This window comes from Microcoleus sp. T3_A4 (assembly GCF_036700465.1).
Classification (GTDB): domain Bacteria; phylum Cyanobacteriota; class Cyanobacteriia; order Cyanobacteriales; family Microcoleaceae; genus Microcoleus.
Window position 1 is genome coordinate 42,777 of sequence record NZ_JAUBOY010000037.1, and the last position, 26,801, is coordinate 69,577.

Sequence of the window (26,801 nt, forward strand, 5' to 3'; positions counted from 1 at the left end):
CAGGGGTCGGGTTATAGGCTTCCAACATTCTTAAAACAGGACATTGGACTTCCTTTGAGGTACTTGCAAGCTTTCCCTCTTAGGCATTTTATAGTGAGGATCATGACCAGCCCCACTTCACTACTCATGTAGTAACAGGTTGTTTGGTTCAGGCGCTATCCCGCAATCCGTCGCCTGCGGGATTGAGCGGGGGATGGGGCGACCGTTACCGCCTATCCATCTCAACACTCTTTCGGGATACCGTTGTGGTGTAGGGCGGACGGCGAAGCAATCTCAAATTATCCCCGCTTATTTCTGGCTTGTTATCATCATAACTCTTTACATTCAGAAACAAAACATTAAATTCGTTAAAATTTTCCGATGTTCTGTAGAGATTACCGCACCCCGACGGGGAGGGTCGATTGCCAGAGAGGGGCTAAAAAAGTTTAGAACCCCTTTGCTACATATCTTTGCACAATTGTGTACTAACTGTTACTTTTGTTGCACAATCTGCTAATCATTTTTGGCTCGTGTCCGGTTTTTGTTCGCCGCACCGTCTCAGACAACAGTTCCAGCAATACTTACACTTGACCGTAGAGGTCGTAGACATCTGCACCAGTAATTTTCACAGATACGATTGAACCCAGCCGCGCTTCTCCTGTGACGTAGACGAGTCCATCTACTTCTGGGGAAAACCGAGCGGATCTACCAATCAACTCGCCTGTCTCTGGTTGTTCTTGTTCTATCAGGACATCAACTACCTGACCGACAGACTCTTGATTCTTCTTCAATGATATAGGTTGTTGTGCCGCCATTACCGAATTGCGCCGCATTTCCATTATTTCTGCAGGTATTTGCTGGGGCAAGCTGAAGGCTGGGGTTCCTTCTTCTGGCGAAAATACAAAAACTCCTACGTGATCGAATTCGTGGCGCTTGACAAATTCCAGCAAGTGTGCTGCGTGTTCGTCGGTTTCGCCGGGGAAGCCAACAATAAAAGTTGTCCGCATCACGGCGCCGGGAAGTGCTGCTTTGAGCCGATCGACTATGGCATCATTGATCCCAGCTTGAAAAGGTCGATTCATCGCCCGCAAAATTTCCGGGTGCGAGTGTTGCAGGGGTAAATCCAAATACGGCAAAACGTTGGGTGTTTCGCGGATGGCTGCGACAACTTGCGGAGTCAAACCTGTAGGATAGGCGTAGTGCATCCGAATCCAAGGTACATCTACTTCACCCAAAGCCCGAAGCAGTTCGGCTAGTTTCGGTTCGCCATAAATATCTTTGCCGTAGTTGGTGGTAATTTGAGAAATTAAGATAATTTCCTTTACCCCTTCGGATGCTAATTGCTTAGCTTCGGCGACAATAGACTCGATCGTCCGCGACCTTTGATTTCCGCGCAAGTGCGGGATAATGCAAAATGCACAGCGGTAGTCACAGCCTTCTGCTATTCGCAGATAAGCGACACCTTCCGATGTGGTGCGGTAGCGGGGAGTAGTTTCGTCAGCGATGTAAGTAGGTTCTGAAGAGACGAGGGAAACTCGATCGCCCTTTTCCACCTGCTGCATAACATTGACTATTTTGTGATAGTCACCAGTGCCGACAATTGCGACTGCTTCGGGCAATTCGTCCAGCAATTCCTGCTGAAAATGCTGTGCCATGCAGCCCGTGATCACTACTTTTTTATTAGCTTCTGCCAATTCTACCAAGGTGCGAACTGACTCTTCTCGCGCAGCTTGGATAAAACTACAAGTATTGACTACAACATAATCAGCTAATTCTTCATTAGAATCCACTTGATAGCCCGCTTGAGCCAGCAAGCCAATCATGTGTTCGGTATCGATGCGATTTTTTTCGCAGCCGAGGTGAGTAAATGCGATCGTTGGCTTCGTTGCCATGCAGTAATAGTTAGTGTTGCGCTATTTCTAAGAACATTTTATTATATCACACTCATTGCCAATTGGCAAGATATTGGTCTAATTTGTCGATCGGCTGCGACCAGTGGAACTTTTACCTTGGGGGCGGGCATAATTACCACCCCACAAGAGTCTTAAGATTTTTCCCGATGCAAATCTTGATGTTTTTTGAGCTTAAAACTACTGCTAAGCTGTCGCGCATTTAAATTGCATATTCTGGGTGGGCGTCCCGCCCGCCCCACAATAGTTTTATTGTTTTTTGACATAGAATATAAATGCCACAACAGCTTAGCCGAACTTACGAGGGGATTTGATCCGATGATACATCAGGGGCGATCGCCAGATTGGCTTCGCCCGAAAGCACTTGAGCAGCAGATCCACTAGCTAAGTGACCGTAAGAGTGTGTTCCCAAACCCTTAACTTGGCGCATCAAAGTGCCCATTTCCAAAGCACTCATCGCATAATTCCAGCCCAAATTGCTTTTAATTCCAGCCCTTTCCAAAGCTTGCTGCATCGTGTCAGTCGTCACCACCCCAAAAATCACCGGCACCCCTGTCTGAAAAGCAGCAGCAGCAATTCCCTTAGCAACCTCACCAGCCACAAAATCAAAATGAGGAGTTTGGCCCCGAATTACCGCACCCAGACAAATTACCGCATCGTAGCGGTGAGAAAGAGCAGCTTGGCGCGCCACCAAAGGAATCTCAAAACTTCCCGGAACCCAAAAAAAGTCCACTTGAGAGCCATGAGGATTAATATCAACCCCGTGGCGTTTCAAACAATCTTGACATCCCTCCAAAAGTTTGTTAACCACCAAATCGTTAAAACGACCGATGACAATAGCAAATCGCAAAGATTCGGTGTGAGTAAAAGTTCCCTCGAAAACAGTCATAGTGCTCTAGTTTAGATTTTAGGTTTTAGATTTTAGATTTTTGTTTGTGAGAAGGCAAAAGTCAGAAAGCAGCAGCATCTCATCTGAATCTCAAGTGCAAAAACATACAGGGTCGCGCGGTCTGGAAAATTCCTAGCTTCTGCCGAATGCCTTTCAATCGCTGGTGAATGCCTTCCGCCTTCTATCTTTTACCTTCTTGATTCGATAGACTTGGGTGAAATTAAACGACTAAAAAGTTCAATACACCCACTGCAATAACCAGCAAAAACCAGAGACCCGACCCAACATAAATCAGGGATTTAGACTGATTCCAGTTTTGGGGAGAGGCATAAGCAACTGGCACGCCAACGACCATCACAAAAGACAGCAGTACCAGACCCAGTAAAACCACTTGAAACAGAATTGATAACATCTTTTCTCCTTTCGATATAACCGTGCGTTGATCGGAAATAGTTTCCCAGAACCGAAAAAAATCTTCCAAATTCTAGTTTTTGACAGTTTCCCGATAGTCGATCGAGAAATTGTCGGTTGATTGATACGAAAGAACCCAGGCAAATTCGGGCGTTGCGCGAACAGGCGTCAGCGGCTCTTAAGATTTTTATCAATTTTATCATTGTTCGCTACAGCACAGAAAACTGGAAAGGTTAACTTAAAGCCCGATCGACACATCCGGTTTCAGAGGGCGAGAAATTGCTACTGTTTGAGTTAGAGATGCGGGATTTTCGGCTATGGACTTAGTTTTGTGCCACACAACAGCAGATTTTGACGCCTTGGGGGCGGCGGTGGGACTTTGCGTGCTGCGCCCCGGTAGCAGGATCGTATTGACGGGCGGGTGTCATCCGACAGTGCGGGATTTTTTGGCGCTACACCGCGACGAGTACCCGCTGATTGAACGCCGATCGGTCAATCCCCAACGAATTCGATCGATTACTATAGTTGATACCTCCCAGCGCGATCGCTTGGGAAAAGCCGCCGAGTGGCTGGATTTGCCACAAGTAAGCGAAATTGCTGTTTTCGACCACCACCTAGAGGCGCATTCCGACATCCCCGCTACAGTGACGCAGATCGAAGCAGTCGGAGCCAGCACGACATTAATTGTCGAAAAGCTCAAAAATCAAGCAGAAAAGAGCGACACACCATTCCGCCTTCTCCCTTCGGAAGCAACAGTCATGGCCCTCGGCATCCACGTCGATACAGGTTCCCTCACCTTTGAGGGGGCAACTGCGCGAGATGCAATAGCTTTGGCCTGGTTGATGGAACAAGGAGCGAGTTTGGGGGTAATAGCTGAATATGTAGAACCCGGTTTGTCTCCTCAATTGCAAGATTTGCTGAGAGAAGCGCTGAATAATTTGCGATCGGAAACTTTGCACGGTTACAGCATAGCCTGGGTGCTGCTATCCACCGAATCCTACGTTCCGGGGCTTTCTTCCCTGGCTTCTCGCTTGCTCGATTTGACTGAAACCGATGCTCTGCTGTTAGGTAATGTTTATAAATTTAGCGAAAACGAAAACAACCGCAACATCGATCCCGAATCGCCAGTTTCCAATCGATTAACTATTATCGGTCGATCGCGCATCGAAGGCACAAACCTCAGCGAATTGTTCAAACCCCTCGGCGGCGGAGGCCACGCCGGCGCTGCTTCCCTCGCCACCCGCGATGTTGACCCCCTGCTGACTTTAAATCAGTTAGCTGACGAACTCAAAGCTCAAATTCCCCACCCTCCGACAGCCCGCGAATTAATGTCGTCTCCAGTGCGGAGTATTCGCCCGGAAACCTCGGTGGGCGAAGCTCACCGTATCCTCCTACGTTACGGACATTCCGGGCTTTGTGTGGTCGATGCGGGCGATCGACTTGCTGGCATTATCTCGCGCCGCGACATTGACATTGCCCTGCACCACGGTTTCAGTCACGCCCCGGTGAAGGGTTACATGACTTGGCAGTTAAAAACGATCGCCCCAGATACCTTGCTGCCGGAAATTGAATCTTTAATGGTGACATACGATATCGGACGCTTGCCAGTATTGGAAAACGGTCAACTGGTGGGAATTGTTACCCGGACTGATGTGTTGCGCGAATTGCACCAGCAAAAAGCGCGAGACAGGGGAAGCAATGCAGAATTTTCTAATTGTGCCGTACCCGAATCGGTTGAGCAGTTGTTGCGATCGCGCATCAGTCCCGAATTATGGCAGTTATTGTCGATCGCCGCCAATATTGCCCAAAACCGCGGCTGGCAACTTTATATTGTCGGTGGAGCAGTGCGGGATTTACTCTTAGCCACGGATGATACACTGGCGCTAACAGATATTGATTTGGTTGTGGATGGAAAGTGCGGTTCCGACGATTCCGGTGCTGGTGTCGAGTTAGCTTCATCGCTGCAAAAACTTTACCCCGAATCGCGTTTGGACGTTCACGGTCAATTTCAAACCGCCGCGCTTTTGTGGCACAAAGACTCTGCTTTCGGCTCGCTGTGGGTGGATATCGCTACGGCTCGCACTGAATTTTATCCTTATCCGGCTGCAAATCCTGAAGTTGAAGCGAGTTCAATTCGCCAAGATTTGTACCGCAGGGATTTTACAATTAATGCGCTGGCTGTGCGGTTGGGTGTTCCTCGCAGTGGCGAATTGTTAGATTTTTTTTGCGGTTTGCTGGACTTGGAATCGAAGCAAATTCGAGTTTTGCACGCCAATAGTTTTATCGAAGATCCGACGCGAATTTATCGCGCTGTGCGGTTTGCGGTGCGCTTGGGGTTTGAAATTGAGCCGCAGACGGAAGGATACATCCGCAACGCTTTGGCTAGCGGGATTTATTACCGAATTCAGGGGGAAAACGGTCGAGCTCCGGCTTTGGAAACTCGGCTCAAAAGTGAATTGAAATACATTTTGCAAGCTCCTTACTGGAAAGTTGCTTTGCAAATGTTGGGAGATTTGCAGGCTTTGCGCTGCATTCATCCTAGTTTGGAGTTGGATCGGGAGTTGTGGCGGCAACTGCGTTTGCTCGATCGGTGTTTGAATGGAAGAAGAAGGAAGAAGGAAGAAGGAAGAAGGAAGAAGGAAGAAGGAAGAAGGAAGGAGGAAGAAGGAAGAAGGAAGAAGGAAGAAGGAAGAGACAATTCCCAATTCCCAATTCCCAATTCCCCATTCCCGATTATCAATATTCCCGATTGGCAGATGCGGCTGGAAGTTTTGATAGCTTATTTAGCACCGGAATATCGAGGCAAGGTGGCTGCAAATCTTCAGTTACCTGCTGACAGCATTAAGCGGTTGGAAGTTTTGGAAGCCGGAAAGAATCAGTTAGCAGAGAATTTGCCTAAGTGCGAGTTGCCGAGTCAATTGGTGCTGCTGTTGAGAAATTATGAGTTGCCGGTGTTAATTGCGATCGCGCTGCAAAGTCCGCGAAGTGCCCGCCGCCAAATCTGGGAATATCTCACCAAATGGGCGAATGTTGAGCCGCCTTTGAATGGCAACGATTTGAAGGCTTTGGGTTATAAGCCGGGGCCTGGGTTTAAACGAATGTTGGATGATTTGTTGGCGGCGAGGTTGGATGGCGATTTGGGCGATCGGGCTGCTGCTATCTCTTTCTTGGCACAACGTTATCCTCAAGCTTAGTAAGGTGCGTCAGCAGCGCGTTATTTTTTCTCTAATTGATTAGCTAATTGCTGATGCACTCTACTAAATTTTGAGTTTTCAATCCCAAACAGCCTAACCAGGCGATCGCACATTATTGATATTTCTAGAATTAAGGTGAAGAAACATCACGCTCCTGCTTTAATCGCAATTGTCCTTTACAAAACATTTGTGGCTTCCCTCTTGACAGTAACTTCGATTGCTTTGCTTTTTGCATAAAAAATTATCAAGTATTAGAAGATTTTTCGCAATCTTATTTGTTATAAAGCCAACTAAAAGTTCTTGAATTCATCGTAGATAAACTTCTACTTATTCAGCCTAAAAACTTACTGTTTAGCGGACTTGTCGCAGCACTTTATGCAGTTTTAACTGCTGTTGAAGCCGTTGGTTTGTGGTACGAAAAAGACTGGGCAACAATCTTAGTTTTAGTGCTGGTAAGCATCAGTATCCCCCCTGAAATATATGAATTAGTTCACGGGGTCACGGTACTTAAGTTAGCGGTATTTATCACAAATGTAGCCATCTTAGGATATTTGCTCCACCATTGGCCGAAGCATGGTAAAGGAGCTTAAAGTTTTGATTATTCAGAGGAAACTCACTGGATTTTATAAATGTCAGCATTTTCCCTTTTAATTTCATAAAACGGCTGATCAGTCAAATAAAAACCTCAATCTTTACAAAAATTTTGTGATTGTAAAGATTCGATAAAGCTACGAGGGGTTATACCCCCTATGAGTTATACTGACATATATATAGATGCACCCTGATGGCTTTCCCGTTCCACAAGAGCGGGATTTTTATTGGAAAAATATTATATTAAGTTTTAAGACACCTGGTAGAGATAGAATTGGTGGAACATTTGCCTAAAACGATCGCCAGATGCAAAAATAGCACAGCTAAAGCAAAAACGATGGTTCGGAGCGATCGAACATCCGCCTTAACTCTGCGAAATAACCCAAAGGCGGTAGCATAGTGTGGGAAACTGCATCAACTGAATATGAACTTAGCCTCAGCAATAGCCCTGCAATAGGGTGAAGATACCATTGCGACTTTAGGCAGATGAGGTTTCGGCATCACTTACCGAGCTACCCACATTCATTTAAACTGAGATGTTGCACGATTTTCAATTACTTGTTTAGGAACAGGCTTTCCGGCCTGTTCCACAAGAGATGAATTTTATTGTGGAACAGGCCGGAAAGCCTGTTCTTCTTGACAATGGTGCAAGATGTAAGTTTAAACAGAGATGTTGCACCATTGTGAGTTAGAAAACAATTAAAAACCCGGTTTCTGGTTAAAGAAATCGGGTTGTAGAAATCAATGGTGAAGCGCGATTTGCTGTCTAAACTATTCGGAAAATAAAAGGGTAGCGGTAAGGTTGGTTAGGATTTTGCAAAACGTGGAGGATAGCCATTATTGTCAGTCCCCAGTGCAGCAAATAACCGAGGGGCACTAAGATAAAACCAGCAAGACCGAAAGTGACGACAGTTAACGCCACAATTACGGCGCTGTACACCCATACATTAAGGTGAAAATTGATCGCTTCTGTGGCATTTTCTTTGACAACGGGGTCATCTGATACTAACAATACAGCGATCGGCGCTCCGATCGAGAACAGTAACGTACTAAAAAAAATCGCCCCGTGGCACACCAGTGATAGCAGCTTCCGCTTGTCGGAATCGTACATATTAGTTTTCTTCCCTTGACTTTACTGATAATTTTACCTTTAATAGCAACTGTAGCACAGGCTATAATGGCGATCGGGTGATGATTCCCCTACCTAATTTGTGATGACAACAGAACTCGAAACTGAACTGCTAACTGCTGTTGAGCGCCGGCGCAACTTTGCTATTATCTCGCACCCCGACGCGGGTAAAACTACTTTGACAGAAAAGCTGCTGCTGTACGGAGGTGCAATTCACGAAGCAGGTTCTGTGAAAGCGCGGCGGGCTCAGCGACACGCTACATCTGACTGGATGGCGATGGAACAGCAGCGGGGAATTTCTATTACTTCTACTGTTTTGCAGTTTGAGTATAAAAAATATCACATTAATCTGCTCGATACTCCGGGACACCAAGATTTTAGCGAAGATACTTATCGAACTCTGGCGGCGGCTGACAATGCAGTGATGCTTGAGGATGCTGCTAAGGGTTTGGAACCGCAAACTCGGAAGTTATTTGAAGTTTGTAAGCTGCGAAGTTTGCCTATTTTTACTTTCTTTAATAAGCTCGATCGCCCTAGTCGAGAACCTTTGGATTTGTTGGACGAAATTGAGAAGGAATTGGGGTTGCAGACTTATCCGGTAAATTGGCCAATAGGTACGGGCGATCGCTTTAAAGGTGTTTTCGATCGCAGGGCGCGCAAAATTCACTTATTCGAGCGGGCTAAACACGGTTCTCGTGCTGCTGTTGATACCGTCATCGAATTGGGCGATCCGCGCATTGAAGATTTGTTGGAACAAGACCTTTACTATCAGCTCAAAGAAGAGTTAGAACTGCTGGATGAGTTAGGCACTGAACTCGATTTAGACTTGGTTCGGGCTGGAAAAATGACGCCAGTTTTCTTTGGCAGCGCCATGAGCAATTTTGGGGTCGAACTGTTTTTAGATGCGTTTTTAGATTACGCTATGAAGCCGATCGCCCGCAAGAGCAGCGCCGGAGACTTGCCACCAACTTATGAAGATTTTACCGGGTTTGTGTTCAAATTGCAAGCGAATATGGACCCAAGACATCGCGATCGCGTGGCGTTTATTCGGGTTTGTACGGGCAAATTTGAAAAGGACATGAACGTGACTCACGCTCGCAGTGGTAAAACGGTGCGTTTGTCAAGGCCTCAAAAGTTATTTGCTCAGGATCGGGAGTCGATCGAGGTTGCGTATCCCGGCGATGTGATCGGTTTGAACAATCCGGGGGTATTTGCGATCGGCGATACTATTTACACCGGTCAAAAACTGGAATATGAAGGGATTCCCTGTTTTTCTCCTGAACTTTTTGCTTTTTTGAGAAATCCCAATCCTTCTAAGTTTAAGCAGTTCCGCAAAGGCGTTTCGGAGTTGCAGGAAGAAGGCGCAGTGCAAATTATGTACTCGGTTGATGAGTCGAAACGCGAGCCAATTTTGGCTGCTGTCGGACAGTTGCAATTTGAAGTTGTGCAGTTCAGAATGCAGTCGGAATATAACGTGGAAACGACGATCGATATGTTGCCTTACAGTGTAGCTCGTTGGGTTGACGGCGGTTGGGAGGCGCTGGAAAAAGTTGGGCGGCTATTTAATACGGTGACGGTGAAAGATACTTGGGGAAGGCCGGTTTTGCTGTTTAGAAATGACTGGAATTGCCGACAGGTGGAAGGGGAGCATCCTGTGTTGAAGTTAAATGCGATCGCCCCTGTGGTTTCTGGTTTAGCTGTTAGCGAGGAGTGAGAGGGATAATTTGTTTGTAGGGAAACGGCATTGTCGTTTCCTCCAAAAAATCGGGATTGTTATTAACAAAAAACCCTGATTACCGCAGCCAAAGGACACAACAGTGTTGTGTCCCTACAAATGATATTTATTGTAGGAGTTGTAGAGAAACGACACTGCCGCGTGCTCAATGCCGCGTGCTTAATCGAGTAAGGTGCGTCAAATCTAAATCTTCAGCCCGATCGCCCAAAATCTCCCAATCCCCCTCTTCAATCCAAAATCCAAAATCTAAAATCGGTTGACGGCGGCCCCCCTCTGCGGCTACGCTTTGAAGTGAGAGGTTGCTTGCTTGTAGAGGAGGCAGCCCGCGTCGCCCAAAAATCTAGTTGCACTGCCCAAAGCTGTTGGTAGCAGCAATGGACAGCATAACCGCCAAACTGGTACAAGCAGTCTGGAGGCTAACGGAGTATCTTAACATCCTCTGTAGCCGCCCTGCTATGTGTTGAAATGCGGGGCGGCTGGGTTTTTGGGTTTTTCTAGAAAACCCAAAACCAGGAGAACATATTATGTCACAGGAATTCGTGCCTGACGACAACAAATCCGATCGCCCAAATGACGACTCAGCAGCAGTATGCGAACAGGAAGTGGTGCTGTTAACGGTTGTCGGTTCGCCCAAAGGCGTCAGGGAAACCATACTCACTTTGTACCGACTGGGATTTGCAGAAGTGGGCGATTGGAGTCCCGTACAGCGTGCCGCTAATCCGAAGCAGGTGATGAGCGTGCTGATCCGTCGTTCGCGATCGGCTGACAGTACATCGCCGAGAAAATCTGGGCGGTAAGCCGCAAGGTTAAATAGCTAAATTCGAGGGCGGGCTTTTAACACTCTGTCCCTGAGTCCGGCAGTCCGGCAGGGTTTGAAACCCCTGCCTCAAAGCAAAAGTCCTCTGAAGAGGACTGAAGAATTCATTAGTCCTCTTTAGAGGACTTTTGCTATTAGCCAGGGAATTCATTCCCTGGCGGGCTGTCGGTTTAAGGCAGGGAATGAATGCCGCGTCTTTACTCATTTCGATCGAGCTAACTGCTGACAGTATCCTCACCCAAATTATCGATAAATTCTTGCAGCCAATCGCGGCTATTGCGAGTCCAATCGCGATTAGGAGCAATGGCTAAAGAGCGATCGAACATTTCCAGCGCCTCTTGCCAATTCTTGAGTGCTTCCTGTCTCTCAAATAATTTTTCTTGCAAATCACCCAGACATCGCAGCGCATTTCCTTTGTTGGTGAGAGCAGCGATATAATCCGGTGCAATAAGTAAAACAGAATTCAAGGCTGCGAGCGCCTCAAAGCAAGACTGTTTTGCCGCCTCAAATTCACTTAGCTGTGCTTGCAATTTACCCAGGCTTAACAGCGCCTTCCCTTTGTTGTTGAGAACACCGAGATCATCCGGTGCAATAAGTAAAACAGAATTCAAGGCAGCGATGGCCTCAAAGTAAGACTGTTTTGCCGCCTCAAATTCACTTAGCTTTGCTTGCAATTCACCCAGACTTTGCAGCGCATTCCCTTTGTTGTGGAGAGCAGCGATATCATCCGGTGCAATAAGTAAAGCAGAATTACAGGATGCGAGCGCTTCAAAGTAAGACTGTTTTGCCGCCTCAAATTCACTGAGCTTTGCTTGTAATTCACCCAGACTTCGCAGCGCATTCCCTTTGTTTTTGAGAGCAGCGATATCATCCGGTGCAATAAGTAAAGCAGAATTACAGGCTGCGAGCGCTTCAAAGTAAGACTGTTTTGCCGCCTCAAATTCACTTAGGATTGCTTGCAAATTACCCAGACGTAGTAGCGCAATCCCTTTGCTGTTGAGAGCACAGATAAAATCCGGTGCAATAAGTAAAGCAGAATTACAGGCTGCGATCGCCTCAAAGTAAGAAAGTTTTGCTGCCTCAAATTCACTGAGCTCTGCTTGCAATTTACCCAGACGTAGTAGCGCAATCCCTTTGCTGGCGAGAGCATTGATAAAATCCGGTGCAATAAGTAAACCAGAATTATAGGCTGCGAGCGCCTCAAAGTAAGACTGTTTTGCTGCCTCAAATTCACTTAGCTTTGCTTGCAATTTACCCAGACTTTGCAGCGCATTCCCTTTGTTGTTGAGAGCATTGATATCATCCGGTGCAATAAGTAAAGCAGAATTATAGGCTGCAACTGCCTCTAAATATTCTTGTTTTGCCTCTACATATCGAGCAAACTGAGCATAGTAATCTCCCTCCGATCGCGAAACTCTACCAAGCCAATAATCACTTTTAATCCACAACTCATCTCTAACTTCCAGCAGCGACTTGCATTCCCCATAGCGACTTTTTTCCAAAGCTTCATCAAACACCTCTTTCCATTCTTCTACACCTCGCTGCCAATCCAAGCGATTAGCATGAAAAATTGCCTCCGCCACATTCCCCACTTCTCGGTAATGCCGCTCTAAAATTTCATGAGCTTTGCGAGTTTTCGGATCGTCCCGATCGGCATCCAATCGTCGCAATAAATCGTGAATCCGATACCAGTTATCCCCCCGCTTCTGCGATTTCCACACAAAGGAAAAACCCGTCAACATCTCAAAATTTGCACTGCTTGCCTGGAAGTGGCAACCCGATCCCAATTTCACGTACAAATCTTCATCAAAAGCGCGGCTAGCACTCAGCGAATGCACGGCAGATCGCACTTCGCGATCGACATAACTGAGCAACCGATCTGTTAATTCCGCAGTCTTGTTTTCCAACTTCGGAATCCGCGCAAAATCCGACGACATCAACTCAATTCCCCGCTTTCTTTCTGCCAGCACCGCATCCGTGCACAAACCCAAATAAAACGGATGTACCTGCAAATTTTCCCAAGGATCGTCGGGATTGACGCTGGCATATTTAATCACAGCATCTGCCAAATCTGTCTTGTCAATCTTCACTTTGTGCAAGTAATCCCTCGCATCATCCGGCGACAAATGCCACACCAATTGTGCATCTATATAATCTTCAGGAATCGGAAACCTCGACGCATTCGGCCACCGCAATTGCGTCACCGGACACTCTCGCCCCGCCACAACAACTACAATCCCCAATTTGTAATCCAAGGCCCTCAACAACCGCCGAAACCACTCATCTTGATACCAAAAAGTTGCGCCTTGAGAATTGCGTTTTTCATCCCACATTTTCTCATGAGTATCGAACAGCATCACGAGGCGAGCGGGTTTATTTTTGCCAGCCATTGTCGCATTCAAATCCCCAGCGAACAATTTCGGCAAATAGTCGGTTAACTCAGTATCAATATCTAGACGGCGAATTTCCTCCGCCTTTTCATCGCTGACGCCCAAGCGATTTTGAATTAATTTCATCGCCCGCTTGATGCCGCCCAATTTATCTATCCCTTTGAGCACCGCCACCGCTTGCGCCACCACCGGAAAATCTGCAAAAGTTTCAATTATAGGTACCACTAATTCCGCCACATCATCGGGGAAAAGTTGGTTGAGAGTTGCCTGTGATTCGCCTTTGTTCAGCAAATACCAAAAGCAAGCAAAGTCATAATTGGGAAATTTAAATTTATATTTTTTAGTGCCTGCTGCAATATTGCGCCGCAGCATCAGCAAGCCGTAAAATCTATCTTGCGGTTTATCTTCTTTAATCGGTATCAATCCGAAATCGTGCCTGACTGCGGGGATGGGAGTGTAGGTTTTAGCTGCTGCATAGCGGACGAAATTAGCAACTTCGGCGGCTTGCGAGTCAGGGAGTTCGCGCCATTTTTGCCACACCTCCGGTGCAAATCTTTTGCAGCAGTGAAACTCCAAGTGTTTTAGCAGCAATGACTTGCCGTTGCCTCCATCCCCGAAAAAATACAAAATTTGTTCTGGAGGCGGGTCTTCGTTTAAATAAAAGGCAAATCGGCGGGTAAATTCGTATCTGTCGGTGAAGAGTTGGAGTTTGCGATCGTCCCCGATTGATTCGCTTTCAAAATCTTCGTCGTCAATTGGCATAAGTGTGCGGGTGAGGTGTTAATTTAATTATAAGCAAAAATTAGATTGAATCGGCGATTGAAATCGCTTCTTGTCAAACAAAGTCCGCCTTCGCGGACTAAGAGATAAAGGAAGTATTTAACCCGGATTTAGCATAAATCTTCAGTCTTCATAGCGAAGACTTTAACTTTGAGGCAGGGGTTTAAACTCCTGCCCGATCGCAACGATCGTCCGCTGAGAGTGGCCGAAAGTTTGACTATTAAGCGGTTTCAACCGCCGAAGAAACTGCAACAAATGGTGACAGAGAAATATAGCTGTGTTAGAACAGCTATCGATCGACCAGCCAAGCTATCTTAGAAAGGACGCTAGCGAAAGCACAGTCATGGCACCTCCCACTAATCCAAATCCGGCGGATTCATCTGCAAAACAGTCTCTAGAGGCTGGGCTAGCAGCTTTGAAACAGCAGGATTACCCCACCGCGATCGCCATTTTAGAATCAGTTACCAAAACCGCAGCTAATCAGCCGTCGGGAATCCGCGCGCAGATGGGGTTGGTGGCTGCATACAAAGCAACCGGTAATGTCAAAAAGGCGATCGCCCTGTGCTCTTCCCTCGCCAAAAGTCCCAACTCTCAAGTCAAAACTTGGGCCGATCGCGCTTTAAAAGAATTAACCCCCCCTCGCCCCCCAAAACCACCGGAAAATAAACCAAAATCCGCAGAAACTCCCCCCGAAACAGGCTTTGTCGCCTTTGATGCCGGAACTAAATCGCCGAAAAAATCGCTTGGGGGCGATCGACCAACCCTAGACAAAAAAACAGGATTTTTACCTTTAGAGCCGGTTGTAGAGCCTGGAAACACCAAATCGCCACATATTTCTCCGCCACCTCCACCCCCCACACCGCCGATTCGCCCGACATCAGAGGGCGGGCACGGGGGCACCGCCCCTACAGAAACCGCACCCGATACAGAAATTAGCGGCGAAAATAGTTCCGGTTCCCCAACAGATATCCCCGGAGTCGCCAGCCCAGATATTTACCAACTCACTTGGCGCGAAGCAGGCCGCGCGAAAAGCCCGCGCCCGCTCAAACCGCTGAAGTTGCTGGAGTTTCGGATACAAGCCGTTGCAAGTGCGCTCGCCCTATTTTTCCTAGCCCGGTTTGTCCTGCAATTCCTGCTGACAAACACTAATTCTCTATTAGTTCAGCTTTACATATTCACTAGACTGCCTATTTTCGCGCCGATTCAGCTTTTTTACCGCGATCCAACTCCGTTTGTTCAGATGGTTTTTGGATTGCTTTTGGCCTCGTCTCCCTGGCTGATAGACGCGCTGCTGAAACTGTTTTGCGGCATCGAAACTCTGCGCGGGTCAGTTTTATCGAAGCACAGCAAGGAAGCTAGTCGGGTACTGCGAAGTTTTTGTACCAAGCAAAATATGCCGGTGCCGGTGCTGAAACTCTTGCCGCTGAATGTTCCTGTAGCTTTCAGTTACGGCGGTTTGCCCCGTTTTGCTCGGATTGCTGTGAGTCGCGGGCTGTTGGAACAGTTGACGGATGATGAAATTGCTACTATTTTCGCGCGGGAGTTGGTGCACATTTATCACTGGGATTTTGCGCCGATGTCGCTGGCGCTGCTGGTGATTCAGATTCCTTACTTGATTTATTGGCAGGTGGCGCACTGGCAAGAGCGGTTGTGTGATTTAATGACGATCGAGTTTTTGCGTTCTGCTGTCAAATTTGTGGCCGCTGCAATTTCTGCTACGAGTTACGGGATTTATAAGTTGTTCAGGTGGCCGATGTTGTGGCTGTCGCGCCGCAGAGTGTATTTTAGCGATCGTACTGCTGCGGAAATTACGGGTAATCCTAACGGTTTGACGCGGGCCTTGTCTAAAATTGCGATCGGCATTGCTGCTAATATCGAGCAGCAAAAACAAACTAGCTTTTTCCTCGAAAGTTTCGATCTCTTGTTACCTGTAGGCGTTGGACAAGCTGTAACCCTTGGTTCTGCTGCATTACACGCGCCGCTAGAACAGATTTTGCTGTGGGATGTCAGCAATCGCGAGCGCAATTGGTTGACGGTTAACCGCGCGCATCCTTTGCTGGGAGAGCGTTTGAAGCTGTTGGCTCTTTATGCTCAATTCTGGAAGCTAGAGACAGAGTTAGATTTGGCAAACGCGGGAGTGCAAGAACAACCCAGGAAAGGAAAATTGTCTCTGTTTAAGTCAATAATCGAATTTAAAGACTCAAAACTATTTTTACAGGGTGCGCCGTTTTTTGGAATTCCGATGAGTTTGGCGATAGTCGGGGTGCTTTGGCTGATTGGGGGGATTTTTTCGAGGACGAGTATCTGGCAGTTGGATTGGCTTTGGGGCGATCGATCGATTATTTGGGGCTGTTTGCCGATCGGATTTAGCATCGGTACTTTGATGCGGATCAATTATTTCTTCCCGGACATTACACCGCGAGAAACCGCTTCGCCGAGTTTGCCGGAAATTTTGTCAAATCCTGAGAGTTTGCCGCTGGATGCTGAACCGGTGCGGCTGGAAGGCCAACTTTTGGGTCGATCGGGTATGAGTAATTGGCTGGGACAAGATTTGATTTTGCAAACGGCGACAGGGTTGGTGAGGTTGCACTATGTTTCCAGGTTTGGCTACATTGGCTCTTTATGGCCATTTTTGTTCAAAGAGACTACTCGCCCTAGCGATTTGATCGGAACATCTGTTGTGGCGACTGGTTGGCTGCGCCGGGGTGCTACTGTGGCGATCGACCTTGAAAGTCTCAGCAGTCAAGGAGGGAGGGTTAGTGACAGCGGACATCCGATTTGGTCTGCGATTTTGGCTTTTGCTGCTGCTTTTTGGGGCGCCTACATTATTATCCAGGGCCCAAGGTGAGGAAGAGTTGTCCGATTTTGGCGTGAATCGGTCTCAACGCGCAGCCAGGATTAGTTTTGAGTTAAACAGCGGAGGGGCGATCGGATTCTGGAGTTGCTCCCTAGGCACCCTAGAGTCTATCCGTTACATCCGTTACATCCGTTACATCCGTTACAAAATCCGTTGCCGAACTTCCCTCGTAAAGAAAAGTTGCTTTTTTGCCAGCCCTCTGTTACATTAGTTTACATGAATTGGATTGAACCAAATAGCGCGATAACTTCAGTTGGCTAAAATCCCTTAAGGCATTGCGTAAAGATTGTCAACACCCCAACACAGCAAGTACTGGCAGCCGCTTGTCGGCTGTTTTTTTTTCTACCGCTATTTTTGCTGTGCGGGATGAATTCTCAAAAGTGATTGAGATGTGGTTTCCGTTAAATTCAGACTGAAATCTTCCTAAATAACTAGCTCTGTTACCAAGGCTGTGATACCTTTAAAGAATGCTCGGACTCTGCCGGGCCTGATTTAAGGGATACCGGGTAAATGAGTAGTTCTCAGCATTAGGAGCGAGATTAGGATCGAGGTAAGATTACTGGCTGAAAAAATGTTAGCCATTTTATCCATCACTGTATTAAACTGAATACTGGCATTCCGATCGCTTGCAATTGACATCCTTGGACATAAATTTCTAGACGGCGCTGGCTATAAACATTCTGAATCAAAACCGGAAGCAAGTAATACAGAATAGCCAATAGCCTAAACATTTGAGTGATGACTAAAAGTTTACACAACAACCTGAGATTTAAAAGCTCTCTGCATCGGCGGTTAAGTTCCGGCCTTATCAGAGTAAATCATCTTTTGGTTCTAAAAGGTGGGGGGATCTGTCAAGGTTGGTGGGAGGAATGCGCCAATTCTCGGGTTATGTGGTGTTTGCCTGAAGTAAATATTCAGTTGACTTCAGGTAATTCTGTTCGAGCAAATTAATTAAAACCCAAGTCGGGAGGAAATTTTCATGTCTATTCGTCTTTATGTTGGCAATCTACCGAAGGAACTCGATCGCCTAGAATTGCAAGAAGTTTTTGCACCGGAGGGCGAATCTGTTACCACCAAGGTAATTACAGACCGCAAAACAGGAAAATGCAGAGGATTCGGTTTTGTGACGGTGCTAACCGACGAACAAGCCGACCAAGTTATTGAGAAATATAACGGCTTGATGTTCAAAGAAAACCCGCTGAAAATAGAGAAGGCATTGCCCCGCTCTAAGGGTAAATCTGAGAAGGGCGAAGACGATCAGCAGCAGTCGCCGCAGTCACCGCAGTTGGTGTCGGCATCGGCGTCTGTGCCTATGCCTGTGCCTGCGCCCCAGCAACAGCAGCGCTCTGCTTCGGCTCCTCCTACCCAAGGTGGAGGCGGTTCCAGCAAAAGCAATCGCCGTCGGGGTGACAACAACAAGTCTCGCCGCAATCAGTCAGCAGCAACGGTGTCGAGCCCTGATTCCGGCTCGGTGCAGCCAGATCCGCGCTGGGCGAGTGCTCTGGAAGAACTCAAGCAAAGATTGGTGGAAGCTCAGACTACTAATTAGTCGCAAATGGCGGCTAATTGCTGCTGCCTCTCGACTGTGGTTGACTGAATGTATCTGGAAGTGCGATCGAGAATCGGTCAAAAAACCCTGTTCTCGATCGCACTCTTTTATAGTAAAAAACCTCTAATATCTAGCAGTGCGGTAAAATAAGCGCGATCGGGCAAGTAATGAAAACTCAAGTCCTGACTACCAACCAGTTAGATTTTGGTCGATCAACCGAACACGATGTCATATCGTTTCCGGTTGCATCGGAATAATAAAATCGAGTCAACAGTTAACACTCAACCATTCAGTTTTTCGACCCGCCCGTCAACAGTCAACAGTCAACAGTCAACAGTCAACAATTCCGGAGGAGTGACCAGAATTGATCTCATATCCTGAGAATGGTTGGCAAAAAAACCCGGTTTCTCTAAAAATATAGGGTTGAGCAGCGAGACATCTAGAAAGAAACCAGGTTTTTAGCCCGTCTAAACAAGTCATTTTTATTCGATCGGCCCGAATTCGATTGTCTCAATAAACTCAAAAATCTTGTTCATAATTCCCTCAACTTCAGACTCCAGGGAACCCAATTCATCCCCCTCCTGATAAATTCGCTGACAGCTTACCGTGTAGCAAAAATCGTCAGCAATAAAAGCCATAAGTCCCCGGTAAGCATCCAGTCGAGTCAGAGAGCCATCGTTTTCTTGCACGCTGATAGTTGCACCCGCAGGCAAATCGACAACCACGAAATAAGCTTCTTCATCTTCTAAATATTCCGCGTGGAGTAACTTAGAATTGGCAACATTAGCAAGAATTGCCTGAGAAACAAAATTGTCGAGAAAAGACTTGAGATAAGCTTCCTCGCCAACCGACTCGATTGTTTCTTCCACTTCACCAGCAACAGGGAAATAATCAATTTTCAGCAAAACGCCAAAGTCATCTGAAAATGCGACACAGCTTTCTTGATCATCAATTTTACCGCCTCGTTGATCATCAACTGGAATGGGAACGCTAAAATTGCCTTCAGGAGATACGTACCATGCCGCATCGAAATCAGACTCTTCGCCCTCTACTTCCGAGTAAGCAGCAATTACATCCTCAATAATTTCTGCTGCTTCCTCATCTTCCACACCTAATGCTTGCTGGAATTCTTGGAGAAAAGCCTCGTGCTTCTGGGATATTTCGCCATCGGCGACAAACATTGCTGCGGTTATTGCAAAAGTATCCAAAACTAACTCATCTGGCATAGATTCCCAAGCAGTATTAAATAATGCTCCTAAACCATCTTGGGCGACAATACCGGCGAGTCTTTGAAACATTGCTGACATATCATCTTCCGAGTATTCAGCAAATATTTCGGATTCCCAAAGTATGCTTTCTAAGATATCAGCATCCGTGTCAGGGGAATTTGCCTCTGCTGCCACAAATGCTACCGCTGCTACTGATTCTTCTAAAGTCAAGCTTGCTTCGGATTGGTCTTCTGAATTGAATATTTTATCAAACTTGGCCACAGGTTTTGCCCCGCTAGTGTTTAGTTTTGCTATTCATAGCAAATTTATGACATAAAAAGATAGTCGTCAATCGATTTTAGATTTTAGATTTTAGATTTTAGATTTTAGAATTGACCCCACGGATCAATTCGGGGGCTCCTTTATCGGATACAGGTTTTTTATTTCTGGGTCCTGAGTCTGCTTTCGGAATGAATCCGGGGCTTGTATCCTGGATGCTTTCGGTCAGGGATACTCTGGGCGCCGGACACGGCGCCGTGCTGTTTCCCTACAGATATCGCACCCGACACGGCACTGTGCCGTTTCCCTGCCGATATCGCCTATTACCAAGGACTGCCAATTATTGTGAATCCGGCCCAAAACTTGGGATGAGATAAATCTGCATTTGCTACTTGTGTGGCTTGATTAATGTCGATCGCGCCTTGAGTTCCCCGCAATTGACCGTCTTTTACTACAATTTGTTTGTGGATCATTGCCAGTTGAGCTTTTCTGAGCGCTTCAGCTTTAATTGGGGCCGATCGCAAATTGCCATAAAACTCCGTCATCAGTCCCAAAGTGCCGATATCATTAACTTTCCACAAACTTGCCAAAGCTGATTTTACACCGCTGCGGACGGCCAGTCCAGCAAAACCCATTTCTGCTGCTGTACTGTCACCGATCGCAGTTTCGCACGCACTCAGCACTAATAACTCGACTTGTCGACGATGGTACCACTTCGCCAACCTAAATTCATCCAGTGCCAAAGAGCTGTCCCACAAATCAATCTCAGCTTCTCTTCTTCCATTTTCGCCTTGAGGAAAACTGGCGTGAGTAGCTAAGTGAACGATTCCAAATGCCTGTTGTTCTCGCTGCTTTCTCAGGTTTTCTAGGGTAAAGTCTTGATTGAGAAAAGAGCGGCCTTGCCACAAGGGAAATGCTGCTTGATTTTGCGTTTCTGTTCTCCTCCCGGCGATCGTAGATAATTCGATCGGCACCGCACGCAAAGGAGGTTTATCAGTGTGGGGAAATTCGGAAGCACCCATTGCTAAAACTTGAGCGTTTTTCAAACTTTGATAATTGGTGTTAGTCAAGCTGACACTGGGAAGTGATCCTACACTGTACTTTTCTACTAGAAATTGCTTGCCGTCGTGCAAAGCGGATAGTGGCAGTTGGCGCAAACCAGCATCAAAGCAAAACACTAGCGTATCTATATTTAATGCTTCTAAATTTGAACTAATCGGCGCAATTAACCACTGGTAAAGTTGCTGAGAAATGGGCAAATGTTCTTCACGTTGCAAATCATTTGGTTGACCCAAAGAGCGATGAAATTCTGCCACTTTTTCCAGCAAAACTGCGTTAGATACAGGAATATTTCTGAGAATCGGAGGGCCGTCTGGAACTACTAACACTAGGGATAATTCTTCGAGACGGACGATCGCGTAAACAATTACAGCTTGCTTCCCGGTTTCCTCCTTAATTGTTTTCAGAGTTTCTCTCAGATATTGAACGTTGATTTTTTTATCCGTGAAATTTTCCCCATAATAATTTTCGTAGTCTTGTTCAAAGAGCTGGTCAATTAGAGCAATAGCATCGTTAGCATTGCCTTGTTCTAAAGTTTGTTCCACGAGCAATCTGCTTTGTGAGGGAAAGATATTTGGGATATCTGCAGGTGCGGGATTTTCTGCGATCGGAGGGGGAGTGGGAGTTGGCGCGGGAGTTGGGGCGGGGGCTGGAATTGTTGCAGGCGATGGAGTTGGTGCGGGAATTGGAGTTGGTGCGGGAATTGGTGCGGGCGCTGGAGTAATAGTCGGTGAATCTTGAACTGGCGCTGTATTTATTGCAGCCATTCTCTCCCAAACATCCGAAAGATTGAAATCAAATGGTTCAGAATTAGCAATCGGTAAACTAGGAGTTTGATCGATTATTTCTGGCGGAGTTTCTGCGACTGAAACAGTTAAATTGTCAGTAGATGGCTGTAAAGAAATTAGGTTATTTGCTTCGGCTCCGGCAATGGTGTTAACTGACGGGGTGTAAGGGAGTTCTAGGGAGATAATTGTTTCATTGTTACGATTCCAATCTAATTCGGTATTTCCCGTTTCAGTATTTTGGTTGATCGAGGTTTGTGCTCCCAATAAATCGCCAATTAAAAAAGCTAACTCCTGTTGGGGAGTTTGGCTTGGGCTGACAGCGGGTGCGGGTACGATCGCACTTGTAGGCACGGGTACGATCGCACTTGCAGCCGCAGGTACGATCAAGGTTGGAGGTGCTGGCTGAATCTGAGTTACAGGCTGGGTTACAGAGCCAAGAGGAGCTGCAGGCGCTGGATTTGGCGCGTTTGAAGGTTGGGGGGCGATCGTAGGTTGAGAGGCGAGGGAGGAGGTGATTTGGGAAACAGAGGGAAGGGTAGGTGTCGAAGCTATGCGGGCAGCAGCGTTTGGCGTTGTGGGTGTTGAGGGCTGTGTGGGGCGCGCGCGGGGTGGCAGTACGAATGAATCGGGCAATTCAGGTAGTCGGAAGTCGAGGGGAAAACCAGGTATCGGATCGGGTGTTGCCGAAGGTGCGATCGAAGTTTCGGGAATTGGGGCAGGTGCGATAAATATTTGGGGAATTGGGAAAGGTGCGATCGAGCTTTCCGGTGTTGCCGAAGGTGCGATCGAGCTTTCCGGTGTTGCTGAAGGTGCGACGGGTAAACGCGGTGGGAGTTGCCGTGAAGGTGTGCTTACGGGCGCTGGAGTATCTGCGGGTGTGGGTGCAGGCGTGGGAGTAGCTGCGGGTGTGGGTGCGGGCGTGGGAGTAGCTGCGGGGGCGGGTGCAGGCGTTGGAGTAGCTGCTGGTGCGGGGGTGGGAGTGGCTGCGGGTGTCGGTGCGGGGGTGGGAGTGGCTGCGGGTGTCGGTGCGGGCGTGGGAGTAGCTGCGGCTGCGGGTGTCGGTGCAACTATTGGCGGCGGCACGGAGATAATTTGAATGCGATCGACATCCTGTTTGTGAGTATAAAGATAGGAGTTATCCCGCAAAATTGTTTGAATAGGATTAGAATTTCCCCTAGTAATTGCACCCGCCGTTCCATTTATGGCAGAATCACCCACAATAAACGGCGTTAATCCTGCGCCCCCGTGGCGGATAATTATAGTACCGCCCCTGCTATCTCCAGGATTTCCAGCCGTAGAAATGCTAGCATTGATGCCGTTTCTGTCTGTGAAGGAATTGATCGATCGAAAAAACCTTCCCATCTGAATCTCGACATTGCCTCCCGTACCCTTGCCGAGACTACTTTGAGCGTTAATTTGACTCGCAGTAATATCGCCCGCAGCACTGCGGTTATAAGCCGTGACATTCCCTGCATTCCCCTCAGCCGAAGAGTCAATTTTACCAACATTAATACTTCCGGTAGCGTCGAGCAAGATACTGCCGCCATTACCAGCAGACGATGTATTGATATCGCCTGCAGCAATATTAGTTCCAGCGCTCAGATCGATATTACCGCCAGTGTTAGGGGAAGTCGCATCAAGATTTTTAGTTGTGATTTCTCCGTTCTCACTAAACAAAGAAATTCCGGCGGGTGAGGTGATATTTTGGGCGGTAATATTATTCGTAGTAATAATGTTAATAGCACCGGACGTTTCGGAAATATCATCTTGAATACTGACGCTGTTGAGGGGAGAGACACTGCCCACAGCATCACCAAAATCAACACTTCCCGCATCGGGTTGAACAGTCAGACTGTAAGGCCCGTCAACAGTAGACTTAAAAGTAATATCGCCAGTATCTAAAATTTTGACCGACAGGTTATTACCTAATGTTACCGGAGCGTTAAAAGTAATATTATTGCGGTTAGTTTCTATCTTGCCACGGGCAGTAATAGAGTCATTTGCCTTGACATCAATATTGCCACCAGTCACAGTAATACTGGGAGCGAAAGTGCGGGAATTAATATCCGATGTCGAAACAGTTCCGCCAGCATTTATGGTGATATCTCCACCCTTACCATTTGCCGCAGCGGTAATAATTGGGCCTGCTGTTGTGTCGATATTACCGCCGCTTTGAATGCGAAGATTGCCACTATTGGCATTGAAGCCGCTTAATAAGAGGGCGCTACCAATTCCTGCCGTACTGATGTTGGTTCCAGCTTCGAGGGAAATATTGCCGCCGTTGTTACCGCCGATCGCATTGATGATTCCGGCGGTAGTGTCGATCGCCCCGCCGCTTTTGAAAGTTATTGAGCCGCCGTCTTGATTGCCGATCGCCCGGATGTCGCTGGTAGTAATATTTCCCCCAGCATTTAGATTAACATTGCCGCCTATATTAGTTTTAAGATCGGGAGATGAACCGTCATAACTTGTCAATAGCTGATCTGTAGTAATATTGCCATTGCTATTAGTAAACTTAAGATTTCCACCCTGTATTCCCGATACTAAGACATCGCCTATATTAATGTCACCGCTAGTAGTAGATAAAGTAACATTGCTACCGTTGCCGTTATTAGAAGTAGCCGTGATAGCGGTTCCTGTTGTCGGTGTTGTGATGCCGGTGCTGGCTTGAATAGTAATATTTCCAGCAGCGCGATCGCCCGTGACATCTATCGCTCCGGTATTTATGGAACCGGCAGTGCTCGTAAGTGCGATCGGGCCGCCGTCTTGATTCGCCGCTACATTGAGATTGCCAGTCGTAATATTGCGATCGGCACTCAAAGTAATTGATCCACCATTGTCCGGTAAAAAAATCGTAGCATTTCCTGAATCCTGAGAGCTGGTTGCATTTAATTTTCCTATAGTGATGCTGCCATTCGTGCTAGTAAAATTAACAATTCCGCCTTGCAATTTACCATAGTTTAATACGTTACCTGTTATAATATTTCCACTGGTAAACAGAGTAATATTGCCACTATTACCGCCATCTGAAGAATTATTGATTTCGCCAAGCTGGATATTGCCATTTACGCTCGTAATATTGATATTTGCACCATCAGATTGTGAAGGGTCTTCACTGTAGGTTAATATCTCACCTAAAGTAATATTCCCTCTTGCTTGTACATTGACAGAGCCAGGAATGCCGAGAGGAGCGCTATTACTCGTATCTATAGATCGGGGAGTCTGGAAAATAATAGAACCCTGTTCGCTGATGATACTAACATTACCGCTATTTCCATTAGCCTTGATGAAACCATTATCCCTACTAACAGTTTCTAAACAAAACCAGGAAGTAGCACAGCCAATCAAGATATCGTTTTTTGCTTTAATGGTAATATTACCCCCTCCATTAGGTGCGGAAGTAGTTATATTTTCCGCACCCGCTGTATTTCCTGCTATAAAAGTAAAGCTGCCACCTGCATTCACCGTAATATCACCGCCAACGCCATTACCAGAAATATTCTTAGCAAGAAGTCCTTCTGTTGAAATATTTCCCCCAGCACTCAAAGATATATAACCAGCATCACCCGCTATATTAGAGACTGAAATAACTCCCGCTTGTATGTTGCCTGTAGCTTGCATAATTATAGGACCTACGTTATTGGGCTGGTTGTTATAATTGTCAATTCCTCCTACTTGAATGTTGCCACCAGATCGCAAAATTATCGATCGCGAAGTAGCCAAAATAAATTCATCTGTACCAGGAGAAGCATTAGCAAAAGCTGCATCTGGACTTGTGATTGAAATCCCACCGTTAAAAGTAATACTTCCAGTACCTGAAGTCGTATCTACCTTGAGGGAAGCCCCCGTATATCCCCCAGATATATAGTCATTGGGCTGCGTAAATATTGGATCATATAAACTGATGAAATTAGCAGGTCTACCCGACAAATCGAGAATTGACATATTACTGCCACTTCTAAAGTGAGCATCTGTAGATATCATGCCATCACTCGCTAAAGTCAAATTTCCGCCGCTCACAAAAGGCGTTTGCGAAAGATGATTCAGCGCCAAAAGATCGATACTTTGATTTCCCTGAATGTAGAGATTACCCCCAGCATTTGCCACAAACGGATTTGCCACACTGTCGCGCACCCGCACTGTATTGTCAGCCAGCAAATTCAAATCGCCAGTTGTACGCAACTGACTTTCAACTAATGTCAAATTGCGATTAGCTGACAGCGTTGCAGTGTCCGCATTTACACCTTTAGCAGTGACATCTCCATTCTCTACCTGCAAACCAGAACCCGTTAATTCTATTTGCCCTCCAGCGTTGACTGTCACCCCCGTTGCATTTCCCCCGCCACCCGCCAACAACTGCGGCAAAGATGCAACTGGCAACACCCAATTTTGAGGCAAACTCCCAGCTACAGATTGCGGCTGAATCTCCAAACTCAACAGATTTCCCGGTTGACTAATTCTGACTAAACTCTCGCCGGGAACCGCCGCAACAATAATATTTCCTCCCGGTGCAGAAAGTTGTCCGGTACTCAAAACAGTGCCGCCCAATAAAGTTAAATTTTGCCCTTGTCCCACGGCCAAATTGCCTAAATTGACAATTCCTCCCGGTTGCGTATTTGTAAAAGCAAAACTATTAGGATTTCCGACTAATAAAGCATAATTATTCGTACCACCCGCACTAAACCAATTATTGCCAAAACCCATGCCCGTCGCAGTAGTCGCAGTGAAAGCAGCAGGCACGTTCAAACTAGAATTTGCGCCGAAAACAATCCCCGCCGGATTCATTAAAAATAAGTTGGAATTGCCGCCAGTTATTTGAATTAAGCCGTTAATTAGCGAAGCATCGCCGCCGACAACTCGCCCTAAAATATTGCGAATATTGGGATTTGATATAAAGTTAGCAGTTTGTCCTTCAGTTAAACCAAATTGTTGGAAACTGTGAAAGAGATTTGTGCCGTCGCCGGATTGTTGGCCGCCGTTGATGTTGAATTGGTTGCCGCTGGGAGTAATTTGAGTATTCGTGCCGTCGGTTGCGGGGGTGATTTGGGCTGTGGCTGTTTGGGATGGGGTGAAAAGTCCTATTTCCCACATTACTAAGGTGGTGAATGAGAGGAATGTGAAGAAAAAGCGGGGTTTTATGTGTGTTGATTTCATGGTTTTGTTAGTAGATGATATCGAGTTTACTCTGAATAATTGCGAAAGTCCGCCAGCGCCCTCTGACAGTCCCAAAGTCCGC

General features: G+C 46.8%; 13 protein-coding genes. 6 read left to right on the top strand and 7 right to left on the bottom strand.

Translation table 11 applies throughout. From position 1 onward, the window contains the following. Positions 1-560 precede the first annotated feature (560 nt). The 3 genes from rimO to psbZ all read right to left on the bottom strand — a co-directional run bounded on the left by rimO (position 561) and on the right by psbZ (position 3,190). Positions 561-1,871 (bottom strand): 30S ribosomal protein S12 methylthiotransferase RimO, encoded by a 1,311-nt coding sequence (rimO, locus tag QUA07_RS20840; RefSeq protein WP_333059616.1) that lies wholly within the window; start codon positions 1,869-1,871, stop codon positions 561-563. Positions 1,872-2,187: 316 nt separating this feature from the next. Then, on the bottom strand, positions 2,188-2,778 hold the full coding sequence (gene ribH / locus QUA07_RS20845) for a 6,7-dimethyl-8-ribityllumazine synthase (protein ID WP_333094553.1): 591 nt from the start codon (positions 2,776-2,778) through the stop codon (positions 2,188-2,190). Between the two features lie 220 nt (positions 2,779-2,998). Beyond that, on the bottom strand, positions 2,999-3,190 hold the full coding sequence (psbZ, locus tag QUA07_RS20850) for a photosystem II reaction center protein PsbZ (protein WP_190735314.1): 192 nt from the start codon (positions 3,188-3,190) through the stop codon (positions 2,999-3,001). 316 nt (positions 3,191-3,506) lie between these two features. Between psbZ and QUA07_RS20855 the strand changes: the two genes are divergently transcribed. Both QUA07_RS20855 and QUA07_RS20860 read left to right on the top strand, forming a co-directional pair. Next, a complete protein-coding gene (locus tag QUA07_RS20855) occupies positions 3,507-6,383 on the top strand; it encodes a CBS domain-containing protein (RefSeq protein ID WP_333328666.1) in 2,877 nt (958 codons plus the stop codon). Positions 6,384-6,730: 347 nt separating this feature from the next. After that, complete coding sequence (locus tag QUA07_RS20860) at positions 6,731-6,973, top strand: DUF2127 domain-containing protein (RefSeq protein ID WP_333328707.1); 243 nt, start codon at positions 6,731-6,733, stop codon at positions 6,971-6,973. A gap of 767 nt (positions 6,974-7,740) precedes the next feature. On the opposite strand, the gene QUA07_RS20865 is transcribed toward QUA07_RS20860, so the two are convergent. Continuing rightward, on the bottom strand, positions 7,741-8,085 hold the full coding sequence (locus QUA07_RS20865) for a DUF4870 domain-containing protein (protein WP_333161840.1): 345 nt from the start codon (positions 8,083-8,085) through the stop codon (positions 7,741-7,743). Between the two features lie 103 nt (positions 8,086-8,188). On the opposite strand from QUA07_RS20865, the gene prfC reads away from it, so the two are divergent. Continuing rightward, positions 8,189-9,817, top strand: coding sequence for a peptide chain release factor 3 (gene prfC, locus QUA07_RS20870; protein WP_333247360.1), 1,629 nt, complete (start codon positions 8,189-8,191; stop codon positions 9,815-9,817). A 545-nt stretch (positions 9,818-10,362) separates the two neighbouring features. After that, positions 10,363-10,635 (top strand): hypothetical protein, encoded by a 273-nt coding sequence (locus QUA07_RS20875; protein WP_333328670.1) that lies wholly within the window; start codon positions 10,363-10,365, stop codon positions 10,633-10,635. Between the two features lie 235 nt (positions 10,636-10,870). Here the strand turns inward: QUA07_RS20875 and QUA07_RS20880 are convergent, their stop codons facing one another. After that, positions 10,871-13,807 carry a hypothetical protein gene (locus QUA07_RS20880; protein ID WP_333328673.1) on the bottom strand — a complete coding sequence of 979 codons (2,937 nt, stop codon included), beginning with the start codon at positions 13,805-13,807 and terminating at the stop codon, positions 10,871-10,873. A gap of 295 nt (positions 13,808-14,102) precedes the next feature. Between QUA07_RS20880 and QUA07_RS20885 the strand changes: the two genes are divergently transcribed. Together QUA07_RS20885 and QUA07_RS20890 are read left to right on the top strand one after the other, a co-directional pair. Further along, positions 14,103-16,673 (top strand): zinc metalloprotease HtpX, encoded by a 2,571-nt coding sequence (locus tag QUA07_RS20885; RefSeq protein WP_333328677.1) that lies wholly within the window; start codon positions 14,103-14,105, stop codon positions 16,671-16,673. Positions 16,674-17,661: 988 nt separating this feature from the next. Then, complete coding sequence (locus QUA07_RS20890) at positions 17,662-18,231, top strand: RNA-binding protein (protein ID WP_333085264.1); 570 nt, start codon at positions 17,662-17,664, stop codon at positions 18,229-18,231. A gap of 482 nt (positions 18,232-18,713) precedes the next feature. Here QUA07_RS20890 and QUA07_RS20895 read toward each other — a convergent pair whose 3' ends face one another. Beyond that, positions 18,714-19,721: a tellurite resistance TerB family protein gene (locus QUA07_RS20895; protein WP_333328680.1), complete on the bottom strand. Its 1,008-nt coding sequence runs from the start codon at positions 19,719-19,721 to the stop codon at positions 18,714-18,716. 320 nt (positions 19,722-20,041) lie between these two features. After that, positions 20,042-26,656 carry a CHAT domain-containing protein gene (locus QUA07_RS20900; protein WP_445305904.1) on the bottom strand — a complete coding sequence of 2,205 codons (6,615 nt, stop codon included), beginning with the start codon at positions 26,654-26,656 and terminating at the stop codon, positions 20,042-20,044. Between the last annotated feature and the right edge of the window lie 145 nt (positions 26,657-26,801).